Origin of the sequence: Methylorubrum pseudosasae, assembly GCF_029504475.1 — a bacterium.
GTDB classification, from domain to species: domain Bacteria; phylum Pseudomonadota; class Alphaproteobacteria; order Rhizobiales; family Beijerinckiaceae; genus Methylobacterium; species Methylobacterium extorquens.
This window is the reverse complement of the sequence record NZ_JAQGDU010000002.1, coordinates 3,429,286-3,452,506: the sequence shown is the minus strand read 5'-3', so window position 1 is coordinate 3,452,506 and position 23,221 is coordinate 3,429,286. Positions and strand designations below refer to the sequence as shown.

21 protein-coding genes are annotated in these 23,221 nt (G+C 69.7%); 10 read left to right on the top strand and 11 right to left on the bottom strand.

What is annotated here, in order from left to right:
* Positions 1–8 precede the first annotated feature (8 nt).
* A complete protein-coding gene (locus tag M2437_RS17235) occupies positions 9–215 on the top strand; it encodes a hypothetical protein (RefSeq protein WP_253388177.1) in 207 nt (68 codons plus the stop codon).
* A 23-nt stretch (positions 216–238) separates the two neighbouring features.
* Here the strand turns inward: M2437_RS17235 and M2437_RS17230 are convergent, their stop codons facing one another.
* The 4 genes from M2437_RS17230 to M2437_RS17215 form a co-directional block, all read right to left on the bottom strand.
* Positions 239–649 (bottom strand): DUF4260 domain-containing protein, encoded by a 411-nt coding sequence (locus M2437_RS17230; RefSeq protein WP_253388176.1) that lies wholly within the window; start codon positions 647–649, stop codon positions 239–241.
* Between the two features lie 93 nt (positions 650–742).
* Positions 743–2,650, bottom strand: coding sequence for a cobaltochelatase subunit CobT (cobT, locus tag M2437_RS17225; RefSeq protein ID WP_253388175.1), 1,908 nt, complete (start codon positions 2,648–2,650; stop codon positions 743–745).
* A gap of 120 nt (positions 2,651–2,770) precedes the next feature.
* Positions 2,771–3,754 carry a cobaltochelatase subunit CobS gene (gene cobS, locus M2437_RS17220; protein ID WP_003600943.1) on the bottom strand — a complete coding sequence of 328 codons (984 nt, stop codon included), beginning with the start codon at positions 3,752–3,754 and terminating at the stop codon, positions 2,771–2,773.
* A gap of 339 nt (positions 3,755–4,093) precedes the next feature.
* Positions 4,094–4,792: a J domain-containing protein gene (locus tag M2437_RS17215; protein WP_253388174.1), complete on the bottom strand. Its 699-nt coding sequence runs from the start codon at positions 4,790–4,792 to the stop codon at positions 4,094–4,096.
* Positions 4,793–4,959: 167 nt separating this feature from the next.
* Between M2437_RS17215 and M2437_RS17210 the strand changes: the two genes are divergently transcribed.
* Together M2437_RS17210 and arfB are read left to right on the top strand one after the other, a co-directional pair.
* Positions 4,960–5,238 (top strand): BolA family protein, encoded by a 279-nt coding sequence (locus tag M2437_RS17210; RefSeq protein WP_253388173.1) that lies wholly within the window; start codon positions 4,960–4,962, stop codon positions 5,236–5,238.
* A 31-nt stretch (positions 5,239–5,269) separates the two neighbouring features.
* Positions 5,270–5,692 (top strand): alternative ribosome rescue aminoacyl-tRNA hydrolase ArfB, encoded by a 423-nt coding sequence (gene arfB / locus M2437_RS17205; RefSeq protein ID WP_012254510.1) that lies wholly within the window; start codon positions 5,270–5,272, stop codon positions 5,690–5,692.
* Between the two features lie 13 nt (positions 5,693–5,705).
* On the opposite strand, the gene M2437_RS17200 is transcribed toward arfB, so the two are convergent.
* A complete protein-coding gene (locus tag M2437_RS17200) occupies positions 5,706–6,464 on the bottom strand; it encodes a YoaK family protein (RefSeq protein WP_003603164.1) in 759 nt (252 codons plus the stop codon).
* Between the two features lie 35 nt (positions 6,465–6,499).
* On the bottom strand, positions 6,500–7,495 hold the full coding sequence (locus M2437_RS17195; RefSeq protein WP_253388172.1) for a methyltransferase domain-containing protein: 996 nt from the start codon (positions 7,493–7,495) through the stop codon (positions 6,500–6,502).
* A gap of 45 nt (positions 7,496–7,540) precedes the next feature.
* Here M2437_RS17195 and M2437_RS17190 point away from each other — a divergent pair, with 45 nt between their 5' ends.
* Genes M2437_RS17190 through M2437_RS17180 form a run of 3 tightly spaced genes read left to right on the top strand, consistent with a single transcriptional unit; the run spans position 7,541 to position 10,919 of the window.
* A complete protein-coding gene (locus M2437_RS17190; RefSeq protein ID WP_253388171.1) occupies positions 7,541–8,599 on the top strand; it encodes a ligase-associated DNA damage response exonuclease in 1,059 nt (352 codons plus the stop codon).
* Positions 8,596–10,440, top strand: a complete 1,845-nt coding sequence (locus M2437_RS17185) for a cisplatin damage response ATP-dependent DNA ligase (protein ID WP_253388170.1) — start codon at positions 8,596–8,598, stop codon at positions 10,438–10,440. The genes M2437_RS17190 and M2437_RS17185 overlap by 4 nt, the downstream gene beginning before the upstream one ends.
* Positions 10,437–10,919, top strand: a complete 483-nt coding sequence (locus tag M2437_RS17180) for a secondary thiamine-phosphate synthase enzyme YjbQ (protein WP_253388169.1) — start codon at positions 10,437–10,439, stop codon at positions 10,917–10,919. Before M2437_RS17185 ends, M2437_RS17180 begins: the two co-directional genes overlap by 4 nt.
* An 8-nt stretch (positions 10,920–10,927) precedes the next feature.
* Here the strand turns inward: M2437_RS17180 and M2437_RS17175 are convergent, their stop codons facing one another.
* From M2437_RS17175 to M2437_RS17165, 3 genes are all read right to left on the bottom strand, one after another.
* On the bottom strand, positions 10,928–11,374 hold the full coding sequence (locus tag M2437_RS17175) for a DMT family transporter (protein WP_253388168.1): 447 nt from the start codon (positions 11,372–11,374) through the stop codon (positions 10,928–10,930).
* 122 nt (positions 11,375–11,496) lie between these two features.
* Positions 11,497–11,661: a YqaE/Pmp3 family membrane protein gene (locus tag M2437_RS17170; RefSeq protein ID WP_003603154.1), complete on the bottom strand. Its 165-nt coding sequence runs from the start codon at positions 11,659–11,661 to the stop codon at positions 11,497–11,499.
* A gap of 102 nt (positions 11,662–11,763) precedes the next feature.
* The gene (locus tag M2437_RS17165; protein ID WP_253388167.1) at positions 11,764–13,965 is read right to left on the bottom strand and encodes an FAD-dependent oxidoreductase; all 2,202 of its coding nucleotides are present in this window, start codon (positions 13,963–13,965) and stop codon (positions 11,764–11,766) included.
* A gap of 121 nt (positions 13,966–14,086) precedes the next feature.
* On the opposite strand from M2437_RS17165, the gene M2437_RS17160 reads away from it, so the two are divergent.
* Both M2437_RS17160 and M2437_RS17155 read left to right on the top strand, forming a co-directional pair.
* Positions 14,087–14,884, top strand: coding sequence for an EAL domain-containing protein (locus M2437_RS17160; RefSeq protein WP_015951647.1), 798 nt, complete (start codon positions 14,087–14,089; stop codon positions 14,882–14,884).
* 79 nt (positions 14,885–14,963) lie between these two features.
* Entirely contained in the window at positions 14,964–15,530 is a 567-nt protein-coding gene (locus M2437_RS17155; protein WP_499006914.1) for a hypothetical protein, read from the top strand.
* A 55-nt stretch (positions 15,531–15,585) separates the two neighbouring features.
* Here the strand turns inward: M2437_RS17155 and M2437_RS17150 are convergent, their stop codons facing one another.
* Positions 15,586–16,794 (bottom strand): acetyl-CoA C-acetyltransferase, encoded by a 1,209-nt coding sequence (locus M2437_RS17150; protein WP_253388166.1) that lies wholly within the window; start codon positions 16,792–16,794, stop codon positions 15,586–15,588.
* 174 nt (positions 16,795–16,968) lie between these two features.
* Complete coding sequence (locus tag M2437_RS17145; protein ID WP_253388165.1) at positions 16,969–18,759, bottom strand: acyl-CoA dehydrogenase C-terminal domain-containing protein; 1,791 nt, start codon at positions 18,757–18,759, stop codon at positions 16,969–16,971.
* 310 nt (positions 18,760–19,069) lie between these two features.
* Here M2437_RS17145 and M2437_RS17140 point away from each other — a divergent pair, with 310 nt between their 5' ends.
* Positions 19,070–22,405 (top strand): hypothetical protein, encoded by a 3,336-nt coding sequence (locus tag M2437_RS17140; RefSeq protein WP_253388164.1) that lies wholly within the window; start codon positions 19,070–19,072, stop codon positions 22,403–22,405.
* A gap of 450 nt (positions 22,406–22,855) precedes the next feature.
* Entirely contained in the window at positions 22,856–23,182 is a 327-nt protein-coding gene (locus M2437_RS17135) for a hypothetical protein (protein WP_253388163.1), read from the top strand.
* The last annotated feature ends 39 nt before the right edge of the window (positions 23,183–23,221 follow it).

Genomic DNA, 23,221 nt, shown 5'->3' with positions numbered 1-23,221 from the left:
GCGCGTGAATGCCGAAGCCGTACAGCACACCCCCCGCGAAGGGGCGGCGGCATATCGGGAACGCACATCGTCTCTATCAGGGCAGCGAGTTGACCTCGGAGCGACGACAGCAGCTCGCGCTCAACCGGTTCACCTATAGCGGCGGCTTCGACGGCTTCGAGGGCCGTATGATCCTGAGCCGCATAGAAGCGGACGGCTCGGACCGCAAGAAATAGCCGTCCGCGCGCCAGCGCTCACGTTAGACGCGGCTGAGTTTCACGCGCGACGTCTCTCCCGCCCGTCCAAGTGAGCCGAGATGGGTGTCTTTGAAGCCGCCGACATATTTCAGCCCGTACCCCACGGCGCGGTCGAGCCCGATATGTGCCAGCCAGACGAGAGCCAGCCCGGCTGCCATCGGACGTCCGAGGACCAGTGAGGCCGCCAGCAGCAGGAGCGGGACCGTGGTCGTGTGAGCCGCGTTGTAGCTCGCTGCGCCGATTCGGGGACCGGCCAGATACCCGATCATGCTGAGGTCGGGGAGAAGGATCAGGGCCGCCCACAGCCACCAGGATTGGCCCATCCAGGCATACCCGGCGAGGGCACAGACGAGCAGCGCCGCTCCCTCGATCCTGAGGAGCAGGCGCGGCACGCCACGCACATCACCCGACATCGGAAGGTCCTCGCTGGAGGCAACGCTTCCACACGGTAGGACGGCGAAGACCGCTTGCCAACCGGAGCTTTGCCGCTCCGGAGAACCGCCGGTTCAGCGCCGCCCGGCGACCCGCTTCATCCCACCGCCGCGCGACGCGCCCGTGTTCTCCTCGAACAGCTCGGCGAGCTTTTCCGTCATCGCGCCGCCGAGCTCCTCGGCATCGATGATCGTCACGGCACGGCGGTAGTAGCGCGTCACGTCGTGGCCGATGCCGATGGCGAGCAATTCGACCGGTGAGCGGGTCTCGATCTCCTCGATCATGTAGCGCAGGTGGCGCTCGAGGTAGTTGCCGGGATTGACCGAGAGCGTCGAGTCGTCGACCGGCGCTCCGTCGGAGATTACCATCAGGATCCGGCGCTGCTCCGGCCGCGCCAGCAGGCGCTTGTGGGCCCAATCCAGCGCCTCGCCGTCGATGTTCTCCTTCAGGAGCCCCTCGCGCATCATCAGCCCGAGGTTCTTGCGCGCACGGCGCCACGGCGCGTCGGCGCTCTTGTAGATGATGTGGCGCAGGTCGTTGAGGCGGCCGGGAGCGGGCGGCTTGCCGCCGGCGAGCCACGCCTCGCGGGACTGACCGCCCTTCCAGGCGCGGGTGGTGAAGCCGAGAATCTCGACCTTCACGCCGCAGCGCTCCAGCGTGCGCGCGAGAATGTCGGCGCAGGTCGCGGCCACGGTGATCGGGCGCCCGCGCATCGAGCCGGAATTGTCGAGCAGCAGCGTGACCACCGTGTCGCGGAAGTCGGTGTCCTTCTCCTGCTTGAAGGAGAGCGGCTGGAACGGATCGGTGACGACGCGAACGAGCCGAGCCGGATCGAGCTGGCCCTCTTCAAGATCGAAATCCCAAGCGCGGCTCTGCTGCGCCAGCAGACGGCGCTGGAGACGGTTGGCGAGGCGGCCGACGACGCCTTGAAGGTGGGCGAGCTGCTTGTCGAGATAGCTGCGCAGGCGCGCGAGTTCCTCGGCGTCGCACAGATCCTCGGCCTCGACGGTCTCGTCGAAGCGCGGGTTGTAGACCTTGTAGTCGGGGCCGGTGCGCTCGTTGCCGCGCTGGCTCGGCGGGCGCCAGGATTCGGAAGCCTCCTCCGACTCCGCGTCCTCGGCCTCTTCCGGCAGCTCGCCGGAGGGAGCGTCGGCGGATTCGGTGGCGCCCTCGTCGAGTTCGTCGGTGGCCTCGTCGGTCACCTCGATCTCGGCGCGGTCGCCCTGGCTCTGCTCCTCCGCCTCGCCCTCGCTCGGCTGCTGCTCGTCGTCCTGGGCTTGGTTCTCGTCCTCGTCGCTCTCGTCGTCCTGATCGAGAGGCGTCTCGTCGGCCATGTCGAGGGACGAGAGGAGATCGCGCACGGAGCGGGCGAAGTGGCGCTGGTTCTCGAGCGAGCCGAGCAATCCGTCGAGGTTCTTGCCGGCGCGGGCCTCGATATGTTCGCGCCACAGCTCGACGATCCGGGCGGCGGCGGGCGGCGGCTTCTGGCCGGTCAGGCGCTCGCGCACCATCAGCGCGACGGCATCCTCCATCGGCGCGTCGGCGCGGTCGGTGATGTTCTCGTACTTGCCACCGCGGTGGTAGCGGTCCTCCAGCATCGCGGTGATGTTGGCGGCCACGCCTTCCAGGCGGCGCGAGCCGATCGCCTCGACGCGCGCCTGCTCGACCGCGTCGTAGACCGCGCGGGCGGCTGCGTTGTCGGGGGCGAGGCGGCGGTGGACGCTGGTGTCATGGCAGCCGAGGCGCAGGGCCATGGAATCGGAATGCCCGCGCAGGATCGCCGCGTCCTCGGCGGTGATCCGCCGGGTCGGCTCCGGCAGGCGCGCCTTGTCACCGATCAGCGCCGGCCGATCGCTGGCATAGGTGACCTCGATTTCGGGCCGCTTGGCGATGGCGCGCAGGCAGCCGGCCACCGAGCGCTTCAGCGGCTCGGCGCCGGGCTCCTTGCGGTCGCCGGTCTTGGGGCGGTTGGTCAGGGCCATATCTTCGCGGACGCCACCGGATCGAGTTCGGAGGCCCGGCCGGGGGATCGCCCCCGGTCACGGGGAGAGGGGCGCCGTCCCCGCCGCACGCCGGGCGCGGGCGGGGACGGCGCCGTCAGGTCAGCTCAAGGCGACGTTGAGCGCGCTCTCGGGCAGTTCCTTGCCGAAGGCGCGCTGGTAGAACTCGGCCACCAGGGGCCGTTCCAGCTCGTCGCACTTGTTGAGGAACGTCACCCGGAAGGCGAAGCCGATATCGCGGAAGATGTCGGCATTCTCGGCCCAGGTGATGACCGTGCGCGGGCTCATCACGGTCGAGAGGTCGCCGTTCATGAACGCGTTGCGGGTCAGATCGGCCACGCGCACCATCCGGCTCACGGTGTCGCGCCCGCCCTCGCTCTGGTAGTGCGGCGACTTCGAGAGCACGATGTCGACCTCGCGGTCGTGCGGCAGGTAGTTCAGCGTGGTCACGATCGACCAGCGGTCCATCTGACCCTGGTTGATCTGCTGGGTGCCGTGATAGAGGCCGGACGTGTCGCCGAGGCCGACCGTGTTGGCGGTGGCGAACAGGCGGAAGCCCGGATGCGGGCGGATGACGCGCTTCTGGTCGAGCAGCGTCAGGCGGCCGGAGAGCTCCAGCACGCGCTGGATCACGAACATCACGTCGGGGCGGCCGGCATCGTACTCGTCGAAGACGAGCGCGACATTGTTCTGCAGGGCCCAGGGCAGGATGCCGTCCTGGAAGGCCGTGACCTGCTTGCCGTCCTTCAGGACGATGGCGTCCTTGCCGACGAGGTCGATGCGCGAGACGTGGCTGTCGAGGTTGATCCGGATGCAGGGCCAGTTCAGCCGTGCCGCGACCTGCTCGATATGCGTCGACTTGCCGGTGCCGTGATAGCCGGTGACCATCACGCGGCGGTTCCGGGCAAAGCCCGCCAGGATCGACAGCGTCGTCTCCCGGTCGAAGATGTAGTCCGGATCGAGATCCGGCACGTGCTCCTCGGGCTCGGAATAGGCCGGCACCTTCAGGTCGAGGTCGATGCCGAACACCTCGCGGACGGAAACCTGGCGGTCGGGCAGGGAAGCGGGCGTTTCGTCAGACAGCATACGGAACCTCATCGGGGCGGCCGGGAGCGGGCGTGAACCCGCGCGACCGCGCTTTCAATCGTCACTCACCTGCCGGGCGGCCCACAGGGAAGCGGGCGGATGTCTTCCTTAATCACCGCCCCTCGGCATCGCCAAGGGGGCTCAGCCAGAAAGAGGGCTCGGCGAAACGGAGGAGTCATCCGGGGAAGCCGGCTTCACATAGAAGCGGTATCCGAGAAATATAGGGCGCGCGCGGACATTTGCTGCCCCACCCGCCGCCGGGCGGACCGGCATTCGACGCATTGCCCGTTCGCATCCCCGGCTTCGCACCCGATTGAGTGGCGGCCCAAGCGGCGCGGGTCAGCACAGCCCGGCGGCGCGCAACACGTCGTGGGCACGGATGATGTCGCGCAGGCGCTCCTCGAAGGAGCGGTCGCCGCCATTGGCGTCCGGGTGGAAGCGCTTCACCAGCGTCTTGTACTGCGCCTTGATCGCCGCGGTGTCGGCCGTCTCGTCGAGCCCCATCACGTCGAGCGCCTTGCGCACCGCCGCCGAGTGGCGGGGACGCTGCGGCTCCGGCTCGGCCTGACGCCGGCCGGCCGCCCCGCCGCCGACCCCGTTCGCCCGCAGGATTCCCAGCGGGTCGGCATAGGCCCAGTCACGCTCGGCCTCGGGCTGGGCCCCCTTGGCCTTCCCCTCGGCCGTGGCGGCCGCCGCGTTCATGCCCATCGACCAGGTCGGCCGATGGCCGATGATCGCATCCTTCTGGTAGGCTTCGACCGCGGCATCGTTCATGCCGTCGAAGTAATTGTAGGAGGCGTTGTAGGCGCGCACGTGGTCGATGCAGAAGCGCCAGTACTGCCCCTCCTGCCTGCGGCCCTTGGGGGCGCGGTAGAGGCCGGGATGGGTGCAGCCTTCCGCCTCGCAGGACGCCTCGGCCGTGGCCGCACCGGCCTTCGCGCGCGCGCCGGCCTTCGCCCCCGCCTTCGCTCCCGGCTTGGGATCGTCACAGGTCGGCTTGATACGGATGCGGTCGAACAGCGGCGAGTTGAGATCCATGACGGGCCGATTATGAGGGGCGGACGCGCCGACGAAAAGGCCGTTGGGCCTGATGCCGCATGCATCGATCCGGGGTTGACGCTTTTGTGCCGGGACCGCGCCGGGCAAACGCCTCCGACACACGGCAAATGCACGGCCGTAGCGCTTCCGTTCGCAGCGAGGACATGATGACCGGGACCCTGAAGGACTGGATCGCCGAGCGCCTGGAGGCCGAGTTGGCACCGACCGCGCTCGATGTGACCGACGAGTCGCACCTGCATGCCGGCCATTCCGGCGCCCGGCCGGAGGGCGAGACCCATTTCCGACTGGATGTCGTGTCGGCGGCCTTCGAAGGGAAGAGCCGGGTCGAACGCCACCGGATCGTCAACGGACTTCTCGACGACGCCTTCAAGCGCGGTCTGCACGCCCTGGCGGTGCGTGCCCGAACGCCGGGCGAGGCCGGTTGAGGCCGAACGCTTTTAGGGAAGGGAACCCGCCGTGGCGCTCCAGTGCACGCCGCAGATCGAGATCGACGAGGCCGAACTCGAGGAGGCCTTCGTGCGCGCCTCGGGCCCGGGCGGACAGAACGTCAACAAGCTGTCCACGGCGGTGCAGCTTCGCTTCGACGTGCGCCGCTCCCGCAGCCTGCCCGACGCGGTGGCGGTGCGGCTGATGCGGCTCGCCGGCCGGCGGCTGACGGGGGAGGGCGTGCTCGTCATCAACGCCCAGCGCTTCCGCACGCAGGAGCGCAACCGGGCCGATGCCCGCGAACGGCTCGCGGCGCTGGTGGCGGAAGCGGCGGTGCCGCCGACGCCGCGCCGCGCCACCCGGCCGACACTGGCCTCGAAGAAGCGGCGCCTCGACGAAAAGAGCCGCCGCAGCAGTGTCAAACGGCTGCGCGGCGGCCCCGGGGACGATTGACGGCCGCCGAGCGTCAGGTGGCGGCGGGAACGGTCGCCGTCGGCTTGGCTTCCGGATGCGCGTCGGGCTGCGGAGCAGCGAGGCCGGAAACGTAGGGCGTGTCCTTGAGCAGGACCGTCAGCACCAGCGAGACCACGGCCAGCAGCGCCGCGAGTCCGGCCGGGAACAGGAAGGCCCGCTCGCCGTACCAGCCGTGCAGGAAGCCGCCGATCACGGCGCCCGTGCTGAGCGCGCCCCAGAGCGGCGCCTGCAGCCAGAAAGAGGGGGCCGGCTTGTGCAGGATCAGGTTGGCGATGCCCGCACCGAAGCGCACCACCGTTCCCGTGACGTAGGTGATGGCGAGGCTGCGGCCCGCCTCGTCCTGAAGCGTCGCGTTCTGGATGCCGAGCGCCAGAACGATCGGGTAGGCGTGGAGCGGGAAGGCCGTGGTGCCGAACGGAACGAACAGGCCGATGGCGAACAGCACGGCCTGGATGATCAGCAGGACCGTAAGCCGGAACCGGCCGGACCAGGCCGCGATCAGCGTGCCGATGCAGGCGCCGAAGCAGAACAGCGCGATCACGCTGGCGAACCGGGTGGCGCCGTCCCAGTCGAAGCCGGCGACGGCCACGCCGAACCGCGTGGTGTTGCCGCTCATGAACGACATGAAGAGCTGGGAGAATTCGAGGAAGCCGATCGAGTCGGCGGCACCTGCGGTGCCCGCGAGCATCAGCGCGATTGGTACACGTGTCACTGGACTTGCCGGAAAGGCCTTGTTGGACTCGTCAGCCATCGGTTCCTCTGATGTTGCTCCGCAGCACAACGGTATTACGGCTGTCCGGTTGCGTCCATTGCACCGGCTCCGATCAAGTGTTTGTGTAGGATTAAGATCCGGCCGGGCACGTTAGACTTCCTTTGGCGGCGAATGGCCGCCGGGCGCATCTCGGCGATGACCAGATGAGCCTGCTCGACCGCCTCTCGCAGGTAGGTGTCGGCATGGGCGTAGCGCCCGTCGGCACCGAGCACGACGCCCGATTCCTCCGGTTGCGGGGACTGGACGGTGAAGGCGGCCAGCCCGCCGGGCCGCAGTACGCGGGCTATTCCCGAGAGGGCCGACGTCAAATCCCCCAGATAGATGAAGACGTCGGCAGCCACGATCAGGTCGGCGGAGGCCGCCGGCTCGGCCGCGAGGAACGTGACGAGGTCGGCTTCGACCAAGCGCTCGTAGAGCCCGGTTCGGCCGGCCAGCGCCAGCATGGCAGGGGAGAGGTCGCAACCCGCCAGACGCCCGACCCGGCCCGCAAGCGCCCGCCCCATCAGGCCGGTGCCGCAGCCGAGATCGAGCCCGTTCGGGAAGTGTTGCGGCGCACAAGACGGGTCCGGCCGCGGAAGCGCGTCGAGGGCCGCGACCATCAGCGCCGGCCCGCAATAGCCGAGCTCGTCCACCAGATGCCGTTCGAAGCGCGGGGCGTAGCCGTCGAACAGCGCGCGAATATAGGCCGGCGTGATCGCCGCGAGCGCATCGCCTCCGCCAAGCGCGGCGAGATGCAGGCGGCTGCCCAGCGCATCCTCCGGATCGAGATCGAGCGCCCGCCCGAAGGCCGCGAGCGCCGCTTGCCGGTCGGCCGCGTCGCGGCTGTGCCCGAACACGGTCTCGCGGGCGCGCCCGAGCAGAAACCAAGCGGGTGCGTAGCCGGGCGCGCGTTCGAGTGCCTGCTCCGCCATCTCCGCCGCCCCGGCGGGGTCGTCCTCCGCGAGGCAGGCCTCGGCATAGGCGTAGCGGCGGTCGGCGAGGAGATCGCCGGAGGAGCGCTGTCGGGACATCGTGCGTTTGCGGCCTTGGTAAACCTCCGCCCTATATCCCGGCCGATGTCGCAACGCGCCTCCGATCTCCTCACCCTGACCCGCGAGGGCCTCTATTGTCCGCTCGGGCGCTTCCACGTCGATCCGACGCGGCCGGTCGAGCGGGCGCTGATCACCCACGGTCATGCCGACCACGCCCGCGCCGGCCACGGCACGGTGCTGGCCACGCCCGAGACCCTGCGGATCATGGCCGTGCGCTACGGCGAGGATTTCTGCACGACCCGCCAGGAGGCGCGGCTGGGCGAGCGGATGCGAATCGGCGACGTCACCGTGTTCTTCGCCCCCGCCGGCCATGTGCTCGGATCGGCGCAGATCGCGATCGAGCGCGGGGGCAAACGCATCGTCGTCTCCGGCGACTACAAGCGCGCGCCCGATCCGACCTGCCTGCCGTTCGAAGTGGTGCCCTGCGACGTGTTCATCACCGAGGCCACCTTCGGCCTGCCGGTCTTCCGCCATCCCGACACGCGGGGCGAGGTGCGTAAGCTGATCGACTCGGTGACGCTGTTTCCCGAGCGCGCCCACATCGTCGGCGCCTACGCGCTCGGCAAGGCGCAGCGGGTGATGGCGCTGCTGCGTGAGGAGGGCTGGGACCGGCCGATCCATCTGCACGGCGCGATGGAGAAGCTGACCGAACTCTACAAGCGGGAAGGCGTGCCGCTCGGCGAGACGCCGAAGGTGGTGGCCGCGGACCGGAAGTCCCTGCACGGCGCCATCGTGCTCTGCCCGCCGTCCTCGATTCAGGACGTATGGTCGCGCAAATTCCCCGATCCGGTTACCGCCTTCGCCTCGGGCTGGATGCGGGTGCGCGCCCGCGCCCGGCAGAAGGGCGTCGAGCTGCCGCTCGTCATTTCCGACCATTCCGACTGGCCGGACCTGTGCCGGACGATCCTCGACACGGGGGCCGAGGAGGTCTGGGTGACGCATGGCCAGGAGGACGCGCTGGTGCATTGGTGCGGCACGCGCGGCATCCGCGCCAAGCCGCTGCACCTCTTAGGGTATGGCGACGACGGCGAGGCCGAGCCCGATCCGGGACACGACCCGCGGATGGAGGAGGCCTCGGCGTGAACGACTTCGCCCACCTCCTCGACCGCCTCGCCTACGAGCCGCGCCGTAACGCCAAGCTGCGCCTGCTCCAGGATTTCTTCGCCGGCACCGCCGACCCGGAGCGCGGCTGGGCGCTCGCCGCCATGACCGGCGGCCTCACCTTCCGCGAGGCCAAGCCGGCGCTGATCCGCGGGCTGGTGGAAGAGCGGGTCGATCCGGTGCTGTTTTCGCTCTCGCACAACTATGTCGGCGATCTCGCCGAGACGACGGCGCTGATCTGGCCGGGGCCGGAGGAGAACCCCTCTCCCCGCATGCGGGGAGAGGGGGCCTTGAAGGATGAGGCTCTTTCGGAGTCGCCCCCTCACCGTCGCCTGCCGGCTCGCTCTGCCGACGACGAGGTCGGCAGAGCTCTCTCCCCGCAAGCGGGGAGAGGGGATCCCCCCGGTCCGGGCCACAACAACCCGCCGCCCTCCGTCCCCACCCTCGCCGAGGTCGTCGAAACGCTCGCCTCCACCCCGAAGCGCGAACTGCCGCAGCATCTCGCCCACTGGCTCGACGCCCTCGACGAGACCGGGCGCTGGGCCCTCCTCAAGCTCGTCACCGGCAACCTGCGCGTCGGCGTCTCGGCCCGTCTGGCCAAGACGGCGGTCGGCGCGCTCGGCGGCCACGAGGCGGATGCGGTCGAGGAAGTCTGGCACGGGCTGAAACCGCCCTACACCGAGCTGTTCGCATGGGTGGAGGGCCGGGGCGAGCGGCCGGAGAGCCGAAACCCGGCCCCGTTCCGGCCGCCGATGCTCTCGCACCCGGTGGAAGAGTTCGAAGACCTCGACAAGCTCGAGCCGGAGGCGTTCTCGGCGGAGTGGAAATGGGACGGCATCCGCGTCCAGCTCGCGGGCGGGCGCGACGGCCAGGGCCGGCAGGTCCAAAAAGTCTACTCGCGCACCGGCGAGGACATTTCCGACGCGTTCCCCGACCTCGCCGAAGCGATCACCTTCGACGGCGCGATCGACGGCGAATTGCTGATCCTGCGCGAGGGGCGGGTCCAGAGCTTCAACGTGCTCCAGCAGCGGCTCAACCGGAAGGCGGTGACGGGCAAGCTCCTGGAGGAGTTCCCGGCCCATGTCCGCGCCTACGACGTGCTGGCGGCCGAGGGCGAGGACTTGCGCCCGCTGCCCTTCGCCGAGCGCCGCCCCCGGCTGGAGGCCCTGGTCCGGCGGCTCGACCATGCCCGGATCGACCTGTCGCCGCTCGTCCCCTTCGCCACCTGGGACGAGGTAGCCGCCGCCCGCGCCGACCCGGCCTCGGCGGGCGCCGGCGCGGATGCCGACGCCATCGAGGGCGTGATGCTCAAGCGGCTCAACAGCCCCTACCTGCCGGGCCGCCCCAAGGGCCCGTGGTGGAAGTGGAAGCGCGAGCCCTACGTGGTCGATGCGGTGATGATGTACGCCCAGCGCGGCCACGGGAAGCGCTCGTCGTTCTACTCGGACTACACCTTCGGCTGCTGGCGCGAGGGGGCGGAAGGCGAGGAACTGGTGCCGGTCGGCAAGGCCTATCACGGCTTCACCGATGCCGAGCTGCAGAAGCTCGACCGCTACGTCCGCAACCATACGACCAAGCGCTTCGGCCCGGTGCGCGAGGTCGCCTATGGCCGCGAGGCTGGGCTGGTGCTGGAGATCGCCTTCGAGGGCGTGCAGCGCTCGACGCGGCACAAATCCGGCGTGGCGATGCGCTTCCCCCGCGTCAGCCGCATCCGCTGGGACAAGCCGGCCGCGGAGGCCGACCGGGTCGATGTGCTGGAACGGATTCTGGCGCGCGGCGAGCGCGAGGTCGCGCCGGGCGCCGCGATGGAGGCATCGGAATGAGACAGGCGGGCAGAAGTGCCGGAAAGATCGGGCCGCTCGAAGGGTTTTCGACGGCCGAAGTGACCCGGCAGGCAAGTGCGCGGGTGACGGTCGCCACGCCCGGGCCGGGCTTTACCGATATCACCGAGGCCGTGGCGGATTTCGTCGCGGAGAGCGGCATCCATTCCGGCCTCGTCAGCGTGTTCTGCCGGCACACCTCGGCCTCGCTGACGATCCAGGAGAACGCCGACCCGGATGTGCGCGTCGATCTGATGACCGCGCTCGACGGGTTCGCGCCGCGGCACCGGCAGTATGTCCACGGCATGGAGGGGCCGGACGACATGCCCGCCCATATCCGCACGATGGTGACCGACTCGGGCCTCACCATCCCCGTGCGCGACGGCCGCCTCGCGCTCGGCACGTGGCAGGGGATCTACCTGATCGAGCATCGCGACCGGGCGCATCGGCGGGAGATCGCGCTGCACGCCGTCGGCGCCTGAAGCCGCTTTCAGCGCCGGATCAGGATCACGCCGCCGACGAGCAGGGCGACGCCGATCAGGCGCGGACCGTCGAGGGGGCGCTGGGCGAGGGCCATCCAGCCGAAATGATCGAAGGTGACCGAGGCGAGCATCTGCCCGGCGACGAGAAGCGCGATGAAGGCCGCGGCGCCGAGCTGCGGCACGAGAACGATGGCCAGCCCGATGAAGAGCGCGCCGAACAGGCCGCCGCTCCAGGCCCACCACGGCACCCGCGCCGCCACGCCGGCTGCGGGCAGGGGATCGCGCAGAGCCAGGGCAAGCAGCGCCATGCAGGCGAGGCCGGCGGCGTAGCTCGCGAAACCGGCCCAGGCCGCGGAGCCGAGATCCGCACGCAGGCGGGCATTCAGCACCTGCTGGACGACGATGCTGACGCCCGCGGCGATGGCGAGGAGGGAGGGGAGCAGGAGACGAAGCATCGGCCCTCGGCCTCCGGCAATCCTTCGATCGACCGGCTCGGATATCCGGGTCGCTGAAGCGGCCCGGCTCATGGGATCGTCCGGGAGCCGAGCAGGATGCTCAGCTCCGCTCGATCAGCGGATCAGCGGTCGCTCAGCAGCAGGTAGAGCGCGTGGATCGAGCCCGGTAGGTAGAACAGCAGGCAGAGCAGGATGTTGAAGAGGAATTGAATCCCGAATCCATGCGTCATCAGCACCGAGATCGGCGGCAGGAAGAACGCGATCAGGATCTTGATGAGGGTCGACAACGGGAAACTCCGGTTCACTCAGTGCGGTCGGGCGGTGAACGAAAGCGGAGCTTTTCGGTTCCGCATAGCGGCCCTCCCACTCAGGGAGGGCCGGCCGGATCGTTATGCCGCCTGCTTCAGCGCGTCGTAGAAGCGCCCCCCGGACTCGGCCATCGCCAGGAGGTTGTCCGGCGGGGTGAAGCGGGCGCCGTGCCGGGCTTCGAGCTCACGGGCCAGCGCCACGAAGGCCTTGGCGCCCATGAAGTCGATGTAGGAGAGCGCGCCGCCGGTGAAGGGGGCGAAGCCGAAGCCCAGGATCGAGCCGACATCCGCCTCGCGCGGATCGGTCACAACGCCCTCCTGCATCGTGCGGGCGGCCTCCAGCGCCTGCACCACGAGGAAGCGGTGCTTCAGCTCGTCGATGTCGATGCCGTCCGGGTCGAGCCGGTTCGGCTGGATCTCGGCGAGCCCCGGCCAGAGCGTCTTCTGGCCGCCCTCGGGGTAGTCGTAGAAGCCGCGCTTGTTCTTGCGCCCGAGCCGGCCATGCGTCTCGACCATCGCGACGAGGAGCCGCTTCTGGTCCGGATCGACGGCGCCTTCGCCGAGCTGCGCCTCGGTCGCCCGCATGATCTTGAGGCCGAGATCGAGCGCCACCTCGTCGTTGAGCGAGAGCGGGCCGACCGGCATGCCGGCCATCCGCGCCACGTTCTCGATCATCGCCGGGGGCACGCCCTCGGTGAGCATCTTGTGGCCCTCATGGATGTAGGCGAGCACGCAGCGGTTGGCGAAGAAGCCGCGGGAATCGTTGACGACGATGCCGGTCTTCTTGATCGCGCGCACGTAGTCGAGGGCGGTGGCCACCGCGCGGTCGCCGGTCTGGTTGCCGCGGATGATCTCCACGAGCAGCATCTTCTCCACCGGCGAGAAGAAGTGGATGCCGACGAACTGCTCGGGCCGCTTCGAGGTCTGGGCGAGGCCGGAGATCGGCAGGGTCGAGGTGTTGGATGCGAAGATCGCGTGCGCGGGCAGCGCCGCCTCGACCTTGGCGATCACCTCGGCCTTGACCTTCGGGTCCTCGAACACCGCCTCGATCACGAGGTCGCAATCGGACAGGGCGCCGTAATCGGGCGTGGCGGTGATGCGGGCGAGGAGCGCGTCGCGGTCGGCGGTCTTGGCTTTGCCGCGGTTGATCTGGCCGGTGATGAGCTTGTGGCAATGCGCCTTGCCGGCATCGGCCGCCTCCTGATCGCGGTCGATCAGCACGACCTGCATTCCGGCCTGCGCCGTGACGTAGGCGATGCCCGCACCCATGAAGCCGGCGCCGATGACGCCGACCTTGCCGACCTTGGTCGCCTCGACGTCCTTCGGGCGGCGGGCGCCCTTGTTGATCTCGCCCATGGAGATGAACAGGGTGCGGATCATCGCCTGCGCCTCCTTGGTGCGCAGGATATGGGCGAAGTAGCGGCTCTCGACCCGGAGTCCGAGATCCATCGGCAGTTGCAGGCCCTCGTAGACCGAGGCCAGGATCGCCTTGGCGGCCGGATAATTGTCGTGGGTCTCGCGGCGATAGATCGCGTTGGCCGGCGGCCAGATCATCATGCCGGCGGGGGAGTAGACCTTTCCGGACGGCGCCTTGAACTTCGGCACGTCCCAGGGTGCCACCGCCGAGCCGCCCTCGCGGATCCAGGCCTTGGCCCGCTCGACGATCTCCGCGGCCGGGGCGACAGCGTGGGCCAGCCCCATGTTCTTGGCCATGAGCGCGCGGATCTGCTCGCCCTTAAACAGCATCTGCAGCGCGTCGCCGGTCTGCATCAAACGGGACACGCGCTGCGTGCCGCCGCCGCCGGGGAACAGGCCGACCTTGATCTCGGGCAGGCCGACGCGGGTCTTATCGTCGTCGGCGAGCACCCGGTGGTGGCAGGCCAGCGCCAGCTCGAAGGCGCCGCCGAGGCACAGGCCGTGCACCGCCGCCGCGAACGGCTTGCCGCAGGTCTCGAGCTTGCGGAACACGAGGCTAAGGCGGCGCGACTCCTCGAAGAAGTGGCGCATGGCCACCTCCTCGCCCTCACTCGCCTTCAGCCGCTCGTACTCGACCCCGAGGCCCTGAAGCATGGTGAGGTCGGCGCCGCCGGAGAAGTTGTTCTTCCCCGAGACGATGACGCAGCCCTTGATGGCTTCGTCGGCGACGACCGCGTCGACGATCCGCTCCAGCTCCGCCATCACCTCCATGGTGATGACGTTCATCGAACGGCCCGGCATGTCCCAGGTCGCGAGCGCGATGCCGTCGGCATCGGTCTCGAAGCGGAAATTCTCGGTTGCGGTCATCGCGGAGCCTCGAAGGAAAAGAGCCTGGCCGTATCGGATTCTTAAGGGGAGGGGGCCGTCATGGGGGATGCAACGGGTGCGCGACTGGACCCGGCTCTCCACACCAGCCCCCAGACGGATCATGAAGACGGACGCCACACCGCGAACCGCCTGCCGAGCCTGCCGCGACGGTGCGGATCTCGACTTTTCCTTCACCATGGCCTTCCAGCCCATCGTCGACGTCGCCAACGCGCGCGTCTGGGGCTACGAGGCGCTGGTGCGCGGACTGGACGGCCAGTCGGCCGGCTCGATCCTGTCGCGGGTCACCGACGAGACGCTCTACCGCTTCGATCAGGCGGCGCGGGTCAAGGCGATCGAACTCGCCGGCCGCCTGTTCCCGCCCGGCGGCGACACCAAGCTGTCGATCAACTTTATGCCGAACGCCGTGTACGAGCCGGCGGCCTGCATTCGCGCCTCGCTGGAGGCCGCCCGCCGCGTCGGCTTCGACAACGGACGCCTCAACTTCGAATTCACCGAGAACGAGCGCTTCCACGACATCGCCCATGTCCAGCGCATCGTCACGGAGTATCGGCGGCAGGGCTTCTTCACGGCGCTCGACGATTTCGGTGCGGGCTATGCGGGCCTCGGCCTGCTGGCCAATTTCCGGCCGGACCTGATCAAGATCGACATGGATCTCGTGCGCGGCATCGATGCGGATGCCGGGCGCCGCACCATCGTCGCCGGCATCAACCAGATCGCGCGGGCGCTCGGCGTCGCGGTGATCGCCGAGGGCATTGAGACCGCGGCCGAGGCCGAGGCGCTGCATGGCCTCGGCATCGACCTGCTGCAGGGATACCACTTCGCTCGTCCGGCGCTGGAAGCCCTGCCGCCGGTGGCGGGCTTCGCGGCCGACGGCGCACCGGTGAAGCGCGTCGCCTGACGCCCTTCGCCCGAAGCTGCCCGTCGCACCGCTCATCCCTGCCTCGCCCGCTGACTTTGCTGTCTACTTGCTCGCTTACTTGGCGGGCGTCGGCATGCCGCCGGGCAGGCCGCCCCGGGGCGCCGCCGGTCTGGTCGCTGGCGGCCGCCAGCGTCAGCATGTTCAGGAGCCGGGTCACCACCGCCTGCGAGAGCAGGTTCACCTCCGACTTCGGGTCGGCGTTGACGGCCTGGAACTTCTGGTAGGTCTTGTCCTCGTAGATCTTGTCGAGCTGGTTCAGCTCGTCGAGGCTGAACTTGTCGGCATACTGCTTGGACAGGCCTTCGAGCAGCTCCTTGCGCTGCTTGTCGAACTCGGCCTTGGCCTCTTTGCGCACCTTCTCGGCCTTGTCCTCGGGCATGGTCGAGACGGTCTTCTCGAGCGCGCCGCCGAAGCCGGTATCGAGGTTCTTCAGAACCGTCTTCTCGGTCAGCTTGGTGGCGACGGCGAGCTTGTCCGCGTTGTCGTCGGCCCGCGCCGCGAGCGGCAGGGCCAGCACGAGGGCGAGGCACAGGGCAGCTTTTGTCGACTTCATCGTGGCGTTTCTCCCATGGGTGTTCTGGGGCCGCACCCGATCGAAAAAGGGCGCGGCGTGGGAGGCCCTTAGCAGCGTTTGCGCGGCGATGGCAGGGCAGGGCGGCGGCGTGACGCCGCCCGGCCGATCACACCCGCTCTATGATCGTGGCGGTGCCCATGCCGGCGCCGATGCACAGGGTCACGAGCGCCCGCTCCTTGCCGGTGCGCTCCAGCTCGTCGAGCACGGTGCCGAGGATCATCGCGCCCGTGGCACCCAGCGGATGGCCCATGGCGATGGCGCCGCCGTTGACGTTCACCTTCGCCGGGTCGAGGTCGAAGGCCTGATGGAAGCGCAGGACCACCGAGGCGAAGGCCTCGTTGATCTCGAACAGGTCGATGTCGGACAGGCTCATGCCGGCCCGCGCCAACACCTTCTTCGTGACATCGACCGGGCCCGTCAGCATCAGCGCCGGATCGGAGCCGATATTGGCGAACGCCCGGATGCGGGCGCGGGGCCGCAGGCCCGCGGCGTCGCCGGCCTCGCGCGAGCCGATCAGCACCGCCGCCGCGCCGTCCACGATGCCCGACGAGTTGCCGGCATGGTGGACGTGATGGACCGCCTCGACATCCGGGTGGGCATCGACGGCCACGGCGTCGAAGCCGCCCATCTGGCCCATCTGCACGAAGGACGGTTTCAGGCTCGCCAGCGACTGCATGTCGGTCGTCGGCCGCATGTGCTCGTCACGGTCGAGCAGGGTGATGCCGTTGATGTCCCGCACCGGCACGACGGAGTTCTTGAACAGGCCCTCATTCCAGGATTGGGCCGAGCGCTTCTGCGACTCGACGGCGTAGGCATCGCAATCGTCGCGGCTGAACCCGTACTTGGTGGCGATGAGGTCGGCCGAGACGCCCTGCGGCATGAAGTAGGATTTGACCGCGATCGCCGGATCGACCGGCCAGGCGCCGCCCGAGGCGCCGAGGCCGACGCGGCTCATCGATTCGACGCCGCCGCCGACGGTGAGATCGTGCTGGCCGGCCATGACCTGCGCGGCGGCGAAGTTGATGGCGTCGAGGCCCGAGGCGCAGAAGCGGTTGATCTGCACGCCGGGCACGTGGGTGCCATAATCGGCCACGAGTGCGGCGGCGCGGGCGATGTCACCGCCGGCCTCGCCGACCGGATCGACGCAGCCGAGCACCACGTCGTCCACCTGCCGCGTGTCGAGGCCGTTACGGTCCTTGAGTGCGCGCAACGCCGTCTCGGCGAGGCGCAACGCCGTCACCTCGTGCAGCGAACCATCCGGCTTGCCGCGGCCGCGGGGGGTGCGGACGTGATCGTAGATGTAGGCCTCGGGCATATGCGCTTCCTCGTGTCCTTCATCGCTGCCGCGGCTCCCCCTCTCCCTCGGCGGGAGTGGGTGCCCGCGTGGGCGGGCGGGTGAGGGGCCGGCTCCGGTCGTTCTGGATGCGGCGCTTCCCCTCGCCCCACCCTCCGCCGCCGAGACGGGGGAGGGCTCAGGTCTCGCGCGTGCTTAGAACGCCTCGGCGGGCAGCGCCATGGTCGTCTCGGCGCCGGCCTTGATCCGGGCGAGGCGAAGGCTCGTCTCCGGCAGCATCCGCTCCATGAAGAAACGGCCGAGCACAAGCTTGGCATCCATCCGCTCGACGTCGGCGCCCTCCGCCTTCTTGGCGAGCGCCGCTCGCGCGATCTTGGCCCACATGTAGCCCAGCACGACCTGGCCGAGCAGGTGCATCAGGTCGGTGGCGGCGGCGCCCGCGTTGTCGGGCTTCGAGAAGGCGTTCTGCATCAGCCACATCACCGCGGCCTGGAGGTCGTTCAGGGCCGGCTGGAGCGGCGCCACGAAGGGCTTCATCCCCTCGTCCTCGCCGTGGTCCTTGATGAAGGTCTGCACCTCGGTGAGGAAGGCCATCATCGCCCGGCCGCCATCCTTGGGCAGCTTGCGGCCGATCAGATCCATCGCCTGGATGCCGTTGGCGCCCTCGTAGATCATGGCGATGCGGGCATCGCGCACGAACTGCGACATGCCCCATTCCTCGACATAGCCGTGGCCGCCGAACATCTGCTGCGCCTCGACCGCGTTGGCAAAGCCCCGGTCGGTCAGCACGCCCTTCACCACCGGCGTCATCAGGCCGAGCATGTCCTCGGCCGCCTGCCGCTCGGCCGCGTCCTGCGAGCGGTGGGCGATATCGGAGTTGAGGGCGGTCCAGAGCATGAGCGCGCGCGCGGCCTCGTTGAAGGCGCGGATCTGCATCAGCGTGCGGCGCACGTCCGGGTGGACGATGATCGGGTCGGCGGCCTTGTCCGGCGCCTTCGCGCCGGTGAGCGAGCGGCCCTGGAGACGCTCCTGCGCGTAGGCGACCGCGTTCTGATAGGCGGCCTCGGACTGGCCGAGCCCCTGGACGCCGACGGCGAGGCGGGCCTCGTTCATCATCACGAACATCGCGGCCAGACCGCGGTTCTCCTGGCCGACGAGCCAGCCCTTCGCCCCGTCGTAGTTCATCACGCAGGTGGAGTTGGCGTGGATGCCCATCTTGTGCTCGATCGAGCCGCAGGCCACCGCGTTGCGCTCGCCCACGGAGCCATCCGCGTTCACGAGGTACTTCGGCACCACGAACAGCGAGATGCCCTTGGTGCCCGACGGCGCGCCCTCGATGCGGGCGATGACGAGGTGGACGATGTTCTCCGACAGGTCGTGCTCGCCTGCCGAGATGAAGATCTTGGTGCCGGTGAGGCTGTAGGAGCCGTCGCCGTTGGGAACCGCCTTGGTCTTCAGCAGGCCCAGATCCGTGCCGCAATGCGGCTCGGTGAGGTTCATGGTGCCGGTCCAGGCGCCCTCGACCATCTTGGGCAGGTAGGTCGCCTTCTGCTCGGGCGAGCCGTGGACGAGCAGCGCGGCGATCGCCCCCTGCGTCAGGCCGGGATACATGCTGAGGGCGAGGTTGGCGCCGGAGACGAATTCCTGCATCGCCGTGTTGAGCACGTGCGGCAGGCCCTGGCCGCCGAACTCCTCGGGGATCGACAGCCCCATCCAGCCGCCGGCGGCGTAGGCGTCGTAGGCCGCCTTGAAGCCCTTCGGCGTCACGACGCTGCCATCCTCCCGGCGGGTGCAGCCCTCCCGGTCGCCGGACAGGTTCAGCGGCGCGAACACTTCCCCCGCAAGCCTGCCGCCCTCGCTCAGCACCGCCTGGGCCAGATCGGCGGAGGCGTCGGCGAAGCCGGAAAGATTGTCGTAGCGGTGGATCGCGAGAACGTCGTTGAGGAGGAACAGGGTGTCCTCGACCGGGGCCCGGTAGCTCGGCATCGCGTCAGCCTCCCGCATCCTTTTGAGGTGGTCCGCACCGATTCGGCGGGCTCCGATCCTCGATAGTTTACATGTAAACTATCCCGTGGCGGCTTCGCAAGAGCCCGCCGGGCCGGTCCCCAGCGCGGCCCGCGCGCCACCAATTCGGCCCGTCCCGGAAAAGCGCGGCCCTTCGGTCACGCGCTTAACCAAGCATTTACCAAGAATGGAAAAGGTCGTTTCAGTCCGATCCGCAGTCCGCCGTTTCACGCCTTGCGCGAAACGATGGTCCGCCGGGCACCGGAAGCCGCCGACTTCGGATCTCCGCGAGATGAAACAGACTGCCCCGATCAGCCTCGACAGCTTTGACCCGGAGGTACTCGCGGCTGCCCGCGAGGTCGCCCGGCGAGCGGGGGTGCCGCTGGAGAGCTGGATCGCCTCGGTGGCGACGCCCGACCCGTCGAAGCCGGGCCCGCGGCGGCGGCGCGCGGATGCCGTGCCCCAAGCCAGGGAGGCCGGCGCGGAGACGGCCCGGCACGTCGGAGGCCGGGCACCGGAGAAGGCGCCCGCACCCGCCTCGCGGAAGGACGGGCCGCAGCACAAGCGCCGGGAAGCCACTCAGGGCACTTCGGCCGCCGAGGCTTCCGAAACGACGTCGCTGGAAGCCTCGCTCGGCGCGATGATGCGGCGGCTCGACGCCCTCGACCGCTCGATCAGCGAGGAGCGCGAGGCCTCCAAGGCCGATGCCGCCCGGATGATCGACGAGATCGAGGCGCGGTTGACCACCGCCCGCCAGCCGGTCGCACCGGAAATGATCGCCGGACGCATCGCCGACATCGAACGCAAGATGGGCGAGATCGCTGGCCAGCTCGACACGCCCCGCCCGCTGGGTCGGCGCGGGCGCCCGCTCGCCACCGAGGTCCGCGATGCCGTCGCCGAGGTGCGCCGCCGCCAGCGCGAGCTGGAAGAGGGCATCGCCGAGTGGAACGCCGCCAGCGCGGGAGAATTGAAGGACGGGCCGCAGGATGGCCCGGCCGCACGTGCGGTGACGCCGGCCGAGGAAGGCTCCGGCCAGGAGCCGTCCCCGGCCATCGCCGAACTGCAACGCGAGACGAACCGGCTGCGCGACGCGCTCGGCAGCCTCGCCACCGGCCGCGACGTCAGCGAGCTGGAGCGGACCATGCAGGCCGTCGCCAGCGACCTTCAGCGGGCGCGCGCGCCGCAGGAACTCGCGGCCATCGCCGCACCGGTCGAACTGATGCGCCTCCAAGTGGAGCGGATCGCCGAAGACGTGGCGGACAACGTCCATGCCCGCATCGCGGGTGAGGTGGAGCGCTTGGCCGGGAAGGTCGATGCCGTTCTCTCCGGCGTCTTGTCCGGCCCCGCCGACCAGAGCGCCCTCGACGGCGTGTTCCGCGAACTCGACGAGATCCGCCGCCTCGTGGCGTCCCTGGCAGGGCCGGAGCGCATCCAGAGCCTCGCCCAGGGCGTGCAGGCGATCAGCGCCCAGATCACCCAGCTCCAGCGGGACGAGGATGCGGGCATCGCCACCCTCAAGCCGCTGCTGGAGGAGATCCGCGGCGAGCTGAAGGCGCCCGATTCCTCCCGCGAGCTTCCCGGCGCGCTTCTCGGACGTTTCGAGGCGCTCGCACAGCGGCTCGACGGGGCCGAGTCCGGCTCGGTCGGCGAGCTGATCGAGCGGCTCGAAGGCGTGGCTGAAAAAGTCGACCGCGTCAGCGCGGGCGGCAGCGGGCTCGATGCCCTGGAGCGCCACGTCCTCGCCCTGGCCAGCCGGCTCGAAGCGCCGCGCGACACCGATCCGGCCGTGGCGCGCCTCGAGCGCTCCATGGGCGACCTGCTCGCCCAGGTCACGGCCCTGCGCAACGGAACCGATCTGGAGGCCACCGTCGCGCAGGCGGTCCGTGAGGCCGTGGCGGGCTCGGCCGCCCCGCTCGCGGCCGGCGGCGGTTTCGAGCTGCTGCGGGCCGATCTCGCCGAGATGCGGGCTAACCAGAAGGGCGCGGACCAGCGCCTCCAATCGACGATGGAAGGCGTCCAGTCGGTGCTGATGCGGCTGAGCGAGCAGCTCGACCGCACCATGACCTCGTCCGCGGCCCTCACCGCCGCCGCCCCGCAGGAGCGCGCGCCCGTCGTGCTGTCCTCGGCCGAGCGCGTCTCGCACGAGCGCCCGGCTGCCCCGAAGACGGCGGCCAAGCCGTCATCCGAGCCGTCGTCCCAGAACCTTGCCCGCCCGAACCGCACCGCAACCTCCGACGAGGCCGGCGGGACGGAGGCGAGCCGCCTATCCGACGAGTTGCTGGAGCCCGGTGCCGGCCGGCCCGGATCCGGCCGCCCGACCGCGCCGGAGGCGAGCCCCACCGCGACCGGCGGCGCCGACATCAAGACCAGCTTCATCGCCGCCGCGCGGCGCGCGGCGCAGGCCGCGCAGGCCGAATCGGCCACCGAGGCGCCGCTGACGGCGCGGCTGCGCGACAAGGTCGCTCCGGCCCGCATGCCGGGCGCGGAGACGACGCCCCTCTCGCGGATCCGCGGTGCCCTCGACAGCCGCCGCCGCACGCTCCTGCTCGGCCTCGCGGCCGTGGTGCTGGCGCTCGGCGCCTACCAAGCCTTCGTCGCGGGCAAGGGAAATCCAACGGGAACTCCGACTGGCGACCCGGCCGTGCCGGAGGCCCGTCCGGTGGCGAGCACCGCCCCGGCGGCCTCCACCGACGCCGCCGCGAGCCGTACCGAGACCACGGCCGAGCCCGTTCAGGCAGCGGCGTCGCAGGCCCAGGCTCCGTCCGAGACGTCTCCCCAGACCGGTACATCCGCCCAGACGACGCCCGACCCGGCGACCACCCAATCCATCGCCGAGCCGAAATCCGCGCCGGCCAAGCGCGGGCTGCCCCAGGTCGCGGGCATGAGCACGCTCGGCCCCGACCTTGCCGGCCTGCCGCCGGCCCTGGCCAAGCTCAAGCAGGATGCGCTCGACGGCGACGGGGCCGCGGTCTGGGAGATCGCCTCTCGCGAGGCCGAGGGCCGGGGCGTGACGCGCGACCTCGCGGTCGCCGCCAAGCTCTACGAGCGGCTCGCGAATGCCGGCTACGCGCCGGCTCAGTTCAAGGTCGGCAACGCCTACGAGAAGGGGTCGGGCGTGGTCCGGGACATCGAGAAGGCGAAGGCCTGGTACGGCCGCGCCGCGGATCAGGGCAATATCCGCGCGATGCACAACCTCGCCGTGCTGCATGCCGAGAACCCGGCGGCCAACGGCAAGGCGGATTTCGTGACCGCCGCGAACGCCTTCCGCCGGGCGGCGGAACACGGCGTGCGCGACAGCCAGTACAACCTGGCCGTGCTCTACGCCCGCGGCCTCGGCGTCGGGCAGGATCTCGTCCAGTCCTATCTCTGGTTCTCGGCCGCTGCCACGCAGGGGGACCAGGAAGCGGGCCGCAAGCGGGACGAGGTCGCCGCCAAGCTCTCGCCGAAGGATCTCACCGAAGCCAGGAACCTCGCTGGGAGCTTCAAGGCGAAGGCCGTCGATCCGGCCGCGAACGAGGCCCCGTCCCAGAAGGCCACCGCCGCAGCGGGAATGTCCCTGATGGGCGCGCCGTCGCCGGGCATGCCGATCGCCGCCTCCCCATCGGCGCAGAAGCGCTTCGGGGTCTGAGAGGCACCCAAGCCGACGACGGCCGGCATGGCATTTCGGTTTTGAAAACAGGCCGCGTTCCCGACGGGAACGCGGCTTTTCTCGTCTTCGTCTTCCGGGGATCCCCGGCAACCGCCGCCGTTGAGACGGGACGGCGGAGCGGCACACCATTTCACACGCACGGGCTGCATATCCGGCTCAACGAATGCGGCCCGATTTCGCGCGCCTCCGCCGATGAGGCGCCAGCAGCCATCGCGCCATCGGGCGCGAGCGCGTACGGCCCGCGACACTCGCTGACACCTGTATAGTACGGGCGAGTAATGGTTTTAATCCTTGAAGATTAAAATATATTTCTACGGATTAAAATTTATCGCATTACTGTGCTTTTACACACTTTGATTGCCGGATTTGCATGTTACGTGTGCTCTTGCTTGGAAATTAAGCGGCAATTGAACACGAGAGGAGCACACAATGCTGCGCTTTGCATCATACGCATCCGTCCTCCTGCTTGCGTTCGCGACCACGGTGACGCCGGTCGCGGCGCAGTCGGCCCGGCCGAAGAAGGGAACTTGGACCGCGCTGCCGTCGCAGGCCGTACCGCCGGTGCCCTCCCTCGTCGCCCATGGCGGCTTTGGCGCGCTCCCGCTCGCGGCGGGCAGCCGGTCGGGCTATTGCGACATCGTGGTGAAGCGGGGCGGCGGTAATCCGACCCAGGACATGACCGGCTCGATCGGCCACGCGAAGAGCTACCAGGCCGGCGGCGGCGGCCCGGCCCGCCAGCGGGTCTGCTCGCGCTAAGCGCTTCAATGGTTGAGCAATCGGCGGCGCTCCTCGGTT

Excerpts from the sequence above, each read along its gene's own strand:
- M2437_RS17235 (WP_253388177.1), top strand. The coding sequence starts at position 9 with ATGCCGAAGCCGTACAGCACACCCCCCGCGAAGGGGCGGCGGCATATC.
- M2437_RS17230 (WP_253388176.1), bottom strand. The coding sequence starts at position 649 with ATGTCGGGTGATGTGCGTGGCGTGCCGCGCCTGCTCCTCAGGATCGAG.
- cobT (WP_253388175.1), bottom strand. The coding sequence starts at position 2,650 with ATGGCCCTGACCAACCGCCCCAAGACCGGCGACCGCAAGGAGCCCGGC.
- cobS (WP_003600943.1), bottom strand. The coding sequence starts at position 3,754 with ATGCTGTCTGACGAAACGCCCGCTTCCCTGCCCGACCGCCAGGTTTCC.
- M2437_RS17215 (WP_253388174.1), bottom strand. The coding sequence starts at position 4,792 with ATGGATCTCAACTCGCCGCTGTTCGACCGCATCCGTATCAAGCCGACC.
- M2437_RS17210 (WP_253388173.1), top strand. The coding sequence starts at position 4,960 with ATGACCGGGACCCTGAAGGACTGGATCGCCGAGCGCCTGGAGGCCGAG.
- M2437_RS17200 (WP_003603164.1), bottom strand. The coding sequence starts at position 6,464 with ATGGCTGACGAGTCCAACAAGGCCTTTCCGGCAAGTCCAGTGACACGT.
- M2437_RS17195 (WP_253388172.1), bottom strand. The coding sequence starts at position 7,495 with ATGTCCCGACAGCGCTCCTCCGGCGATCTCCTCGCCGACCGCCGCTAC.
- M2437_RS17190 (WP_253388171.1), top strand. The coding sequence starts at position 7,541 with ATGTCGCAACGCGCCTCCGATCTCCTCACCCTGACCCGCGAGGGCCTC.
- M2437_RS17180 (WP_253388169.1), top strand. The coding sequence starts at position 10,437 with ATGAGACAGGCGGGCAGAAGTGCCGGAAAGATCGGGCCGCTCGAAGGG.
- M2437_RS17175 (WP_253388168.1), bottom strand. The coding sequence starts at position 11,374 with ATGCTTCGTCTCCTGCTCCCCTCCCTCCTCGCCATCGCCGCGGGCGTC.
- M2437_RS17165 (WP_253388167.1), bottom strand. The coding sequence starts at position 13,965 with ATGACCGCAACCGAGAATTTCCGCTTCGAGACCGATGCCGACGGCATC.
- M2437_RS17160 (WP_015951647.1), top strand. The coding sequence starts at position 14,087 with ATGAAGACGGACGCCACACCGCGAACCGCCTGCCGAGCCTGCCGCGAC.
- M2437_RS17150 (WP_253388166.1), bottom strand. The coding sequence starts at position 16,794 with ATGCCCGAGGCCTACATCTACGATCACGTCCGCACCCCCCGCGGCCGC.
- M2437_RS17145 (WP_253388165.1), bottom strand. The coding sequence starts at position 18,759 with ATGCCGAGCTACCGGGCCCCGGTCGAGGACACCCTGTTCCTCCTCAAC.
- M2437_RS17140 (WP_253388164.1), top strand. The coding sequence starts at position 19,070 with ATGAAACAGACTGCCCCGATCAGCCTCGACAGCTTTGACCCGGAGGTA.
- M2437_RS17135 (WP_253388163.1), top strand. The coding sequence starts at position 22,856 with ATGCTGCGCTTTGCATCATACGCATCCGTCCTCCTGCTTGCGTTCGCG.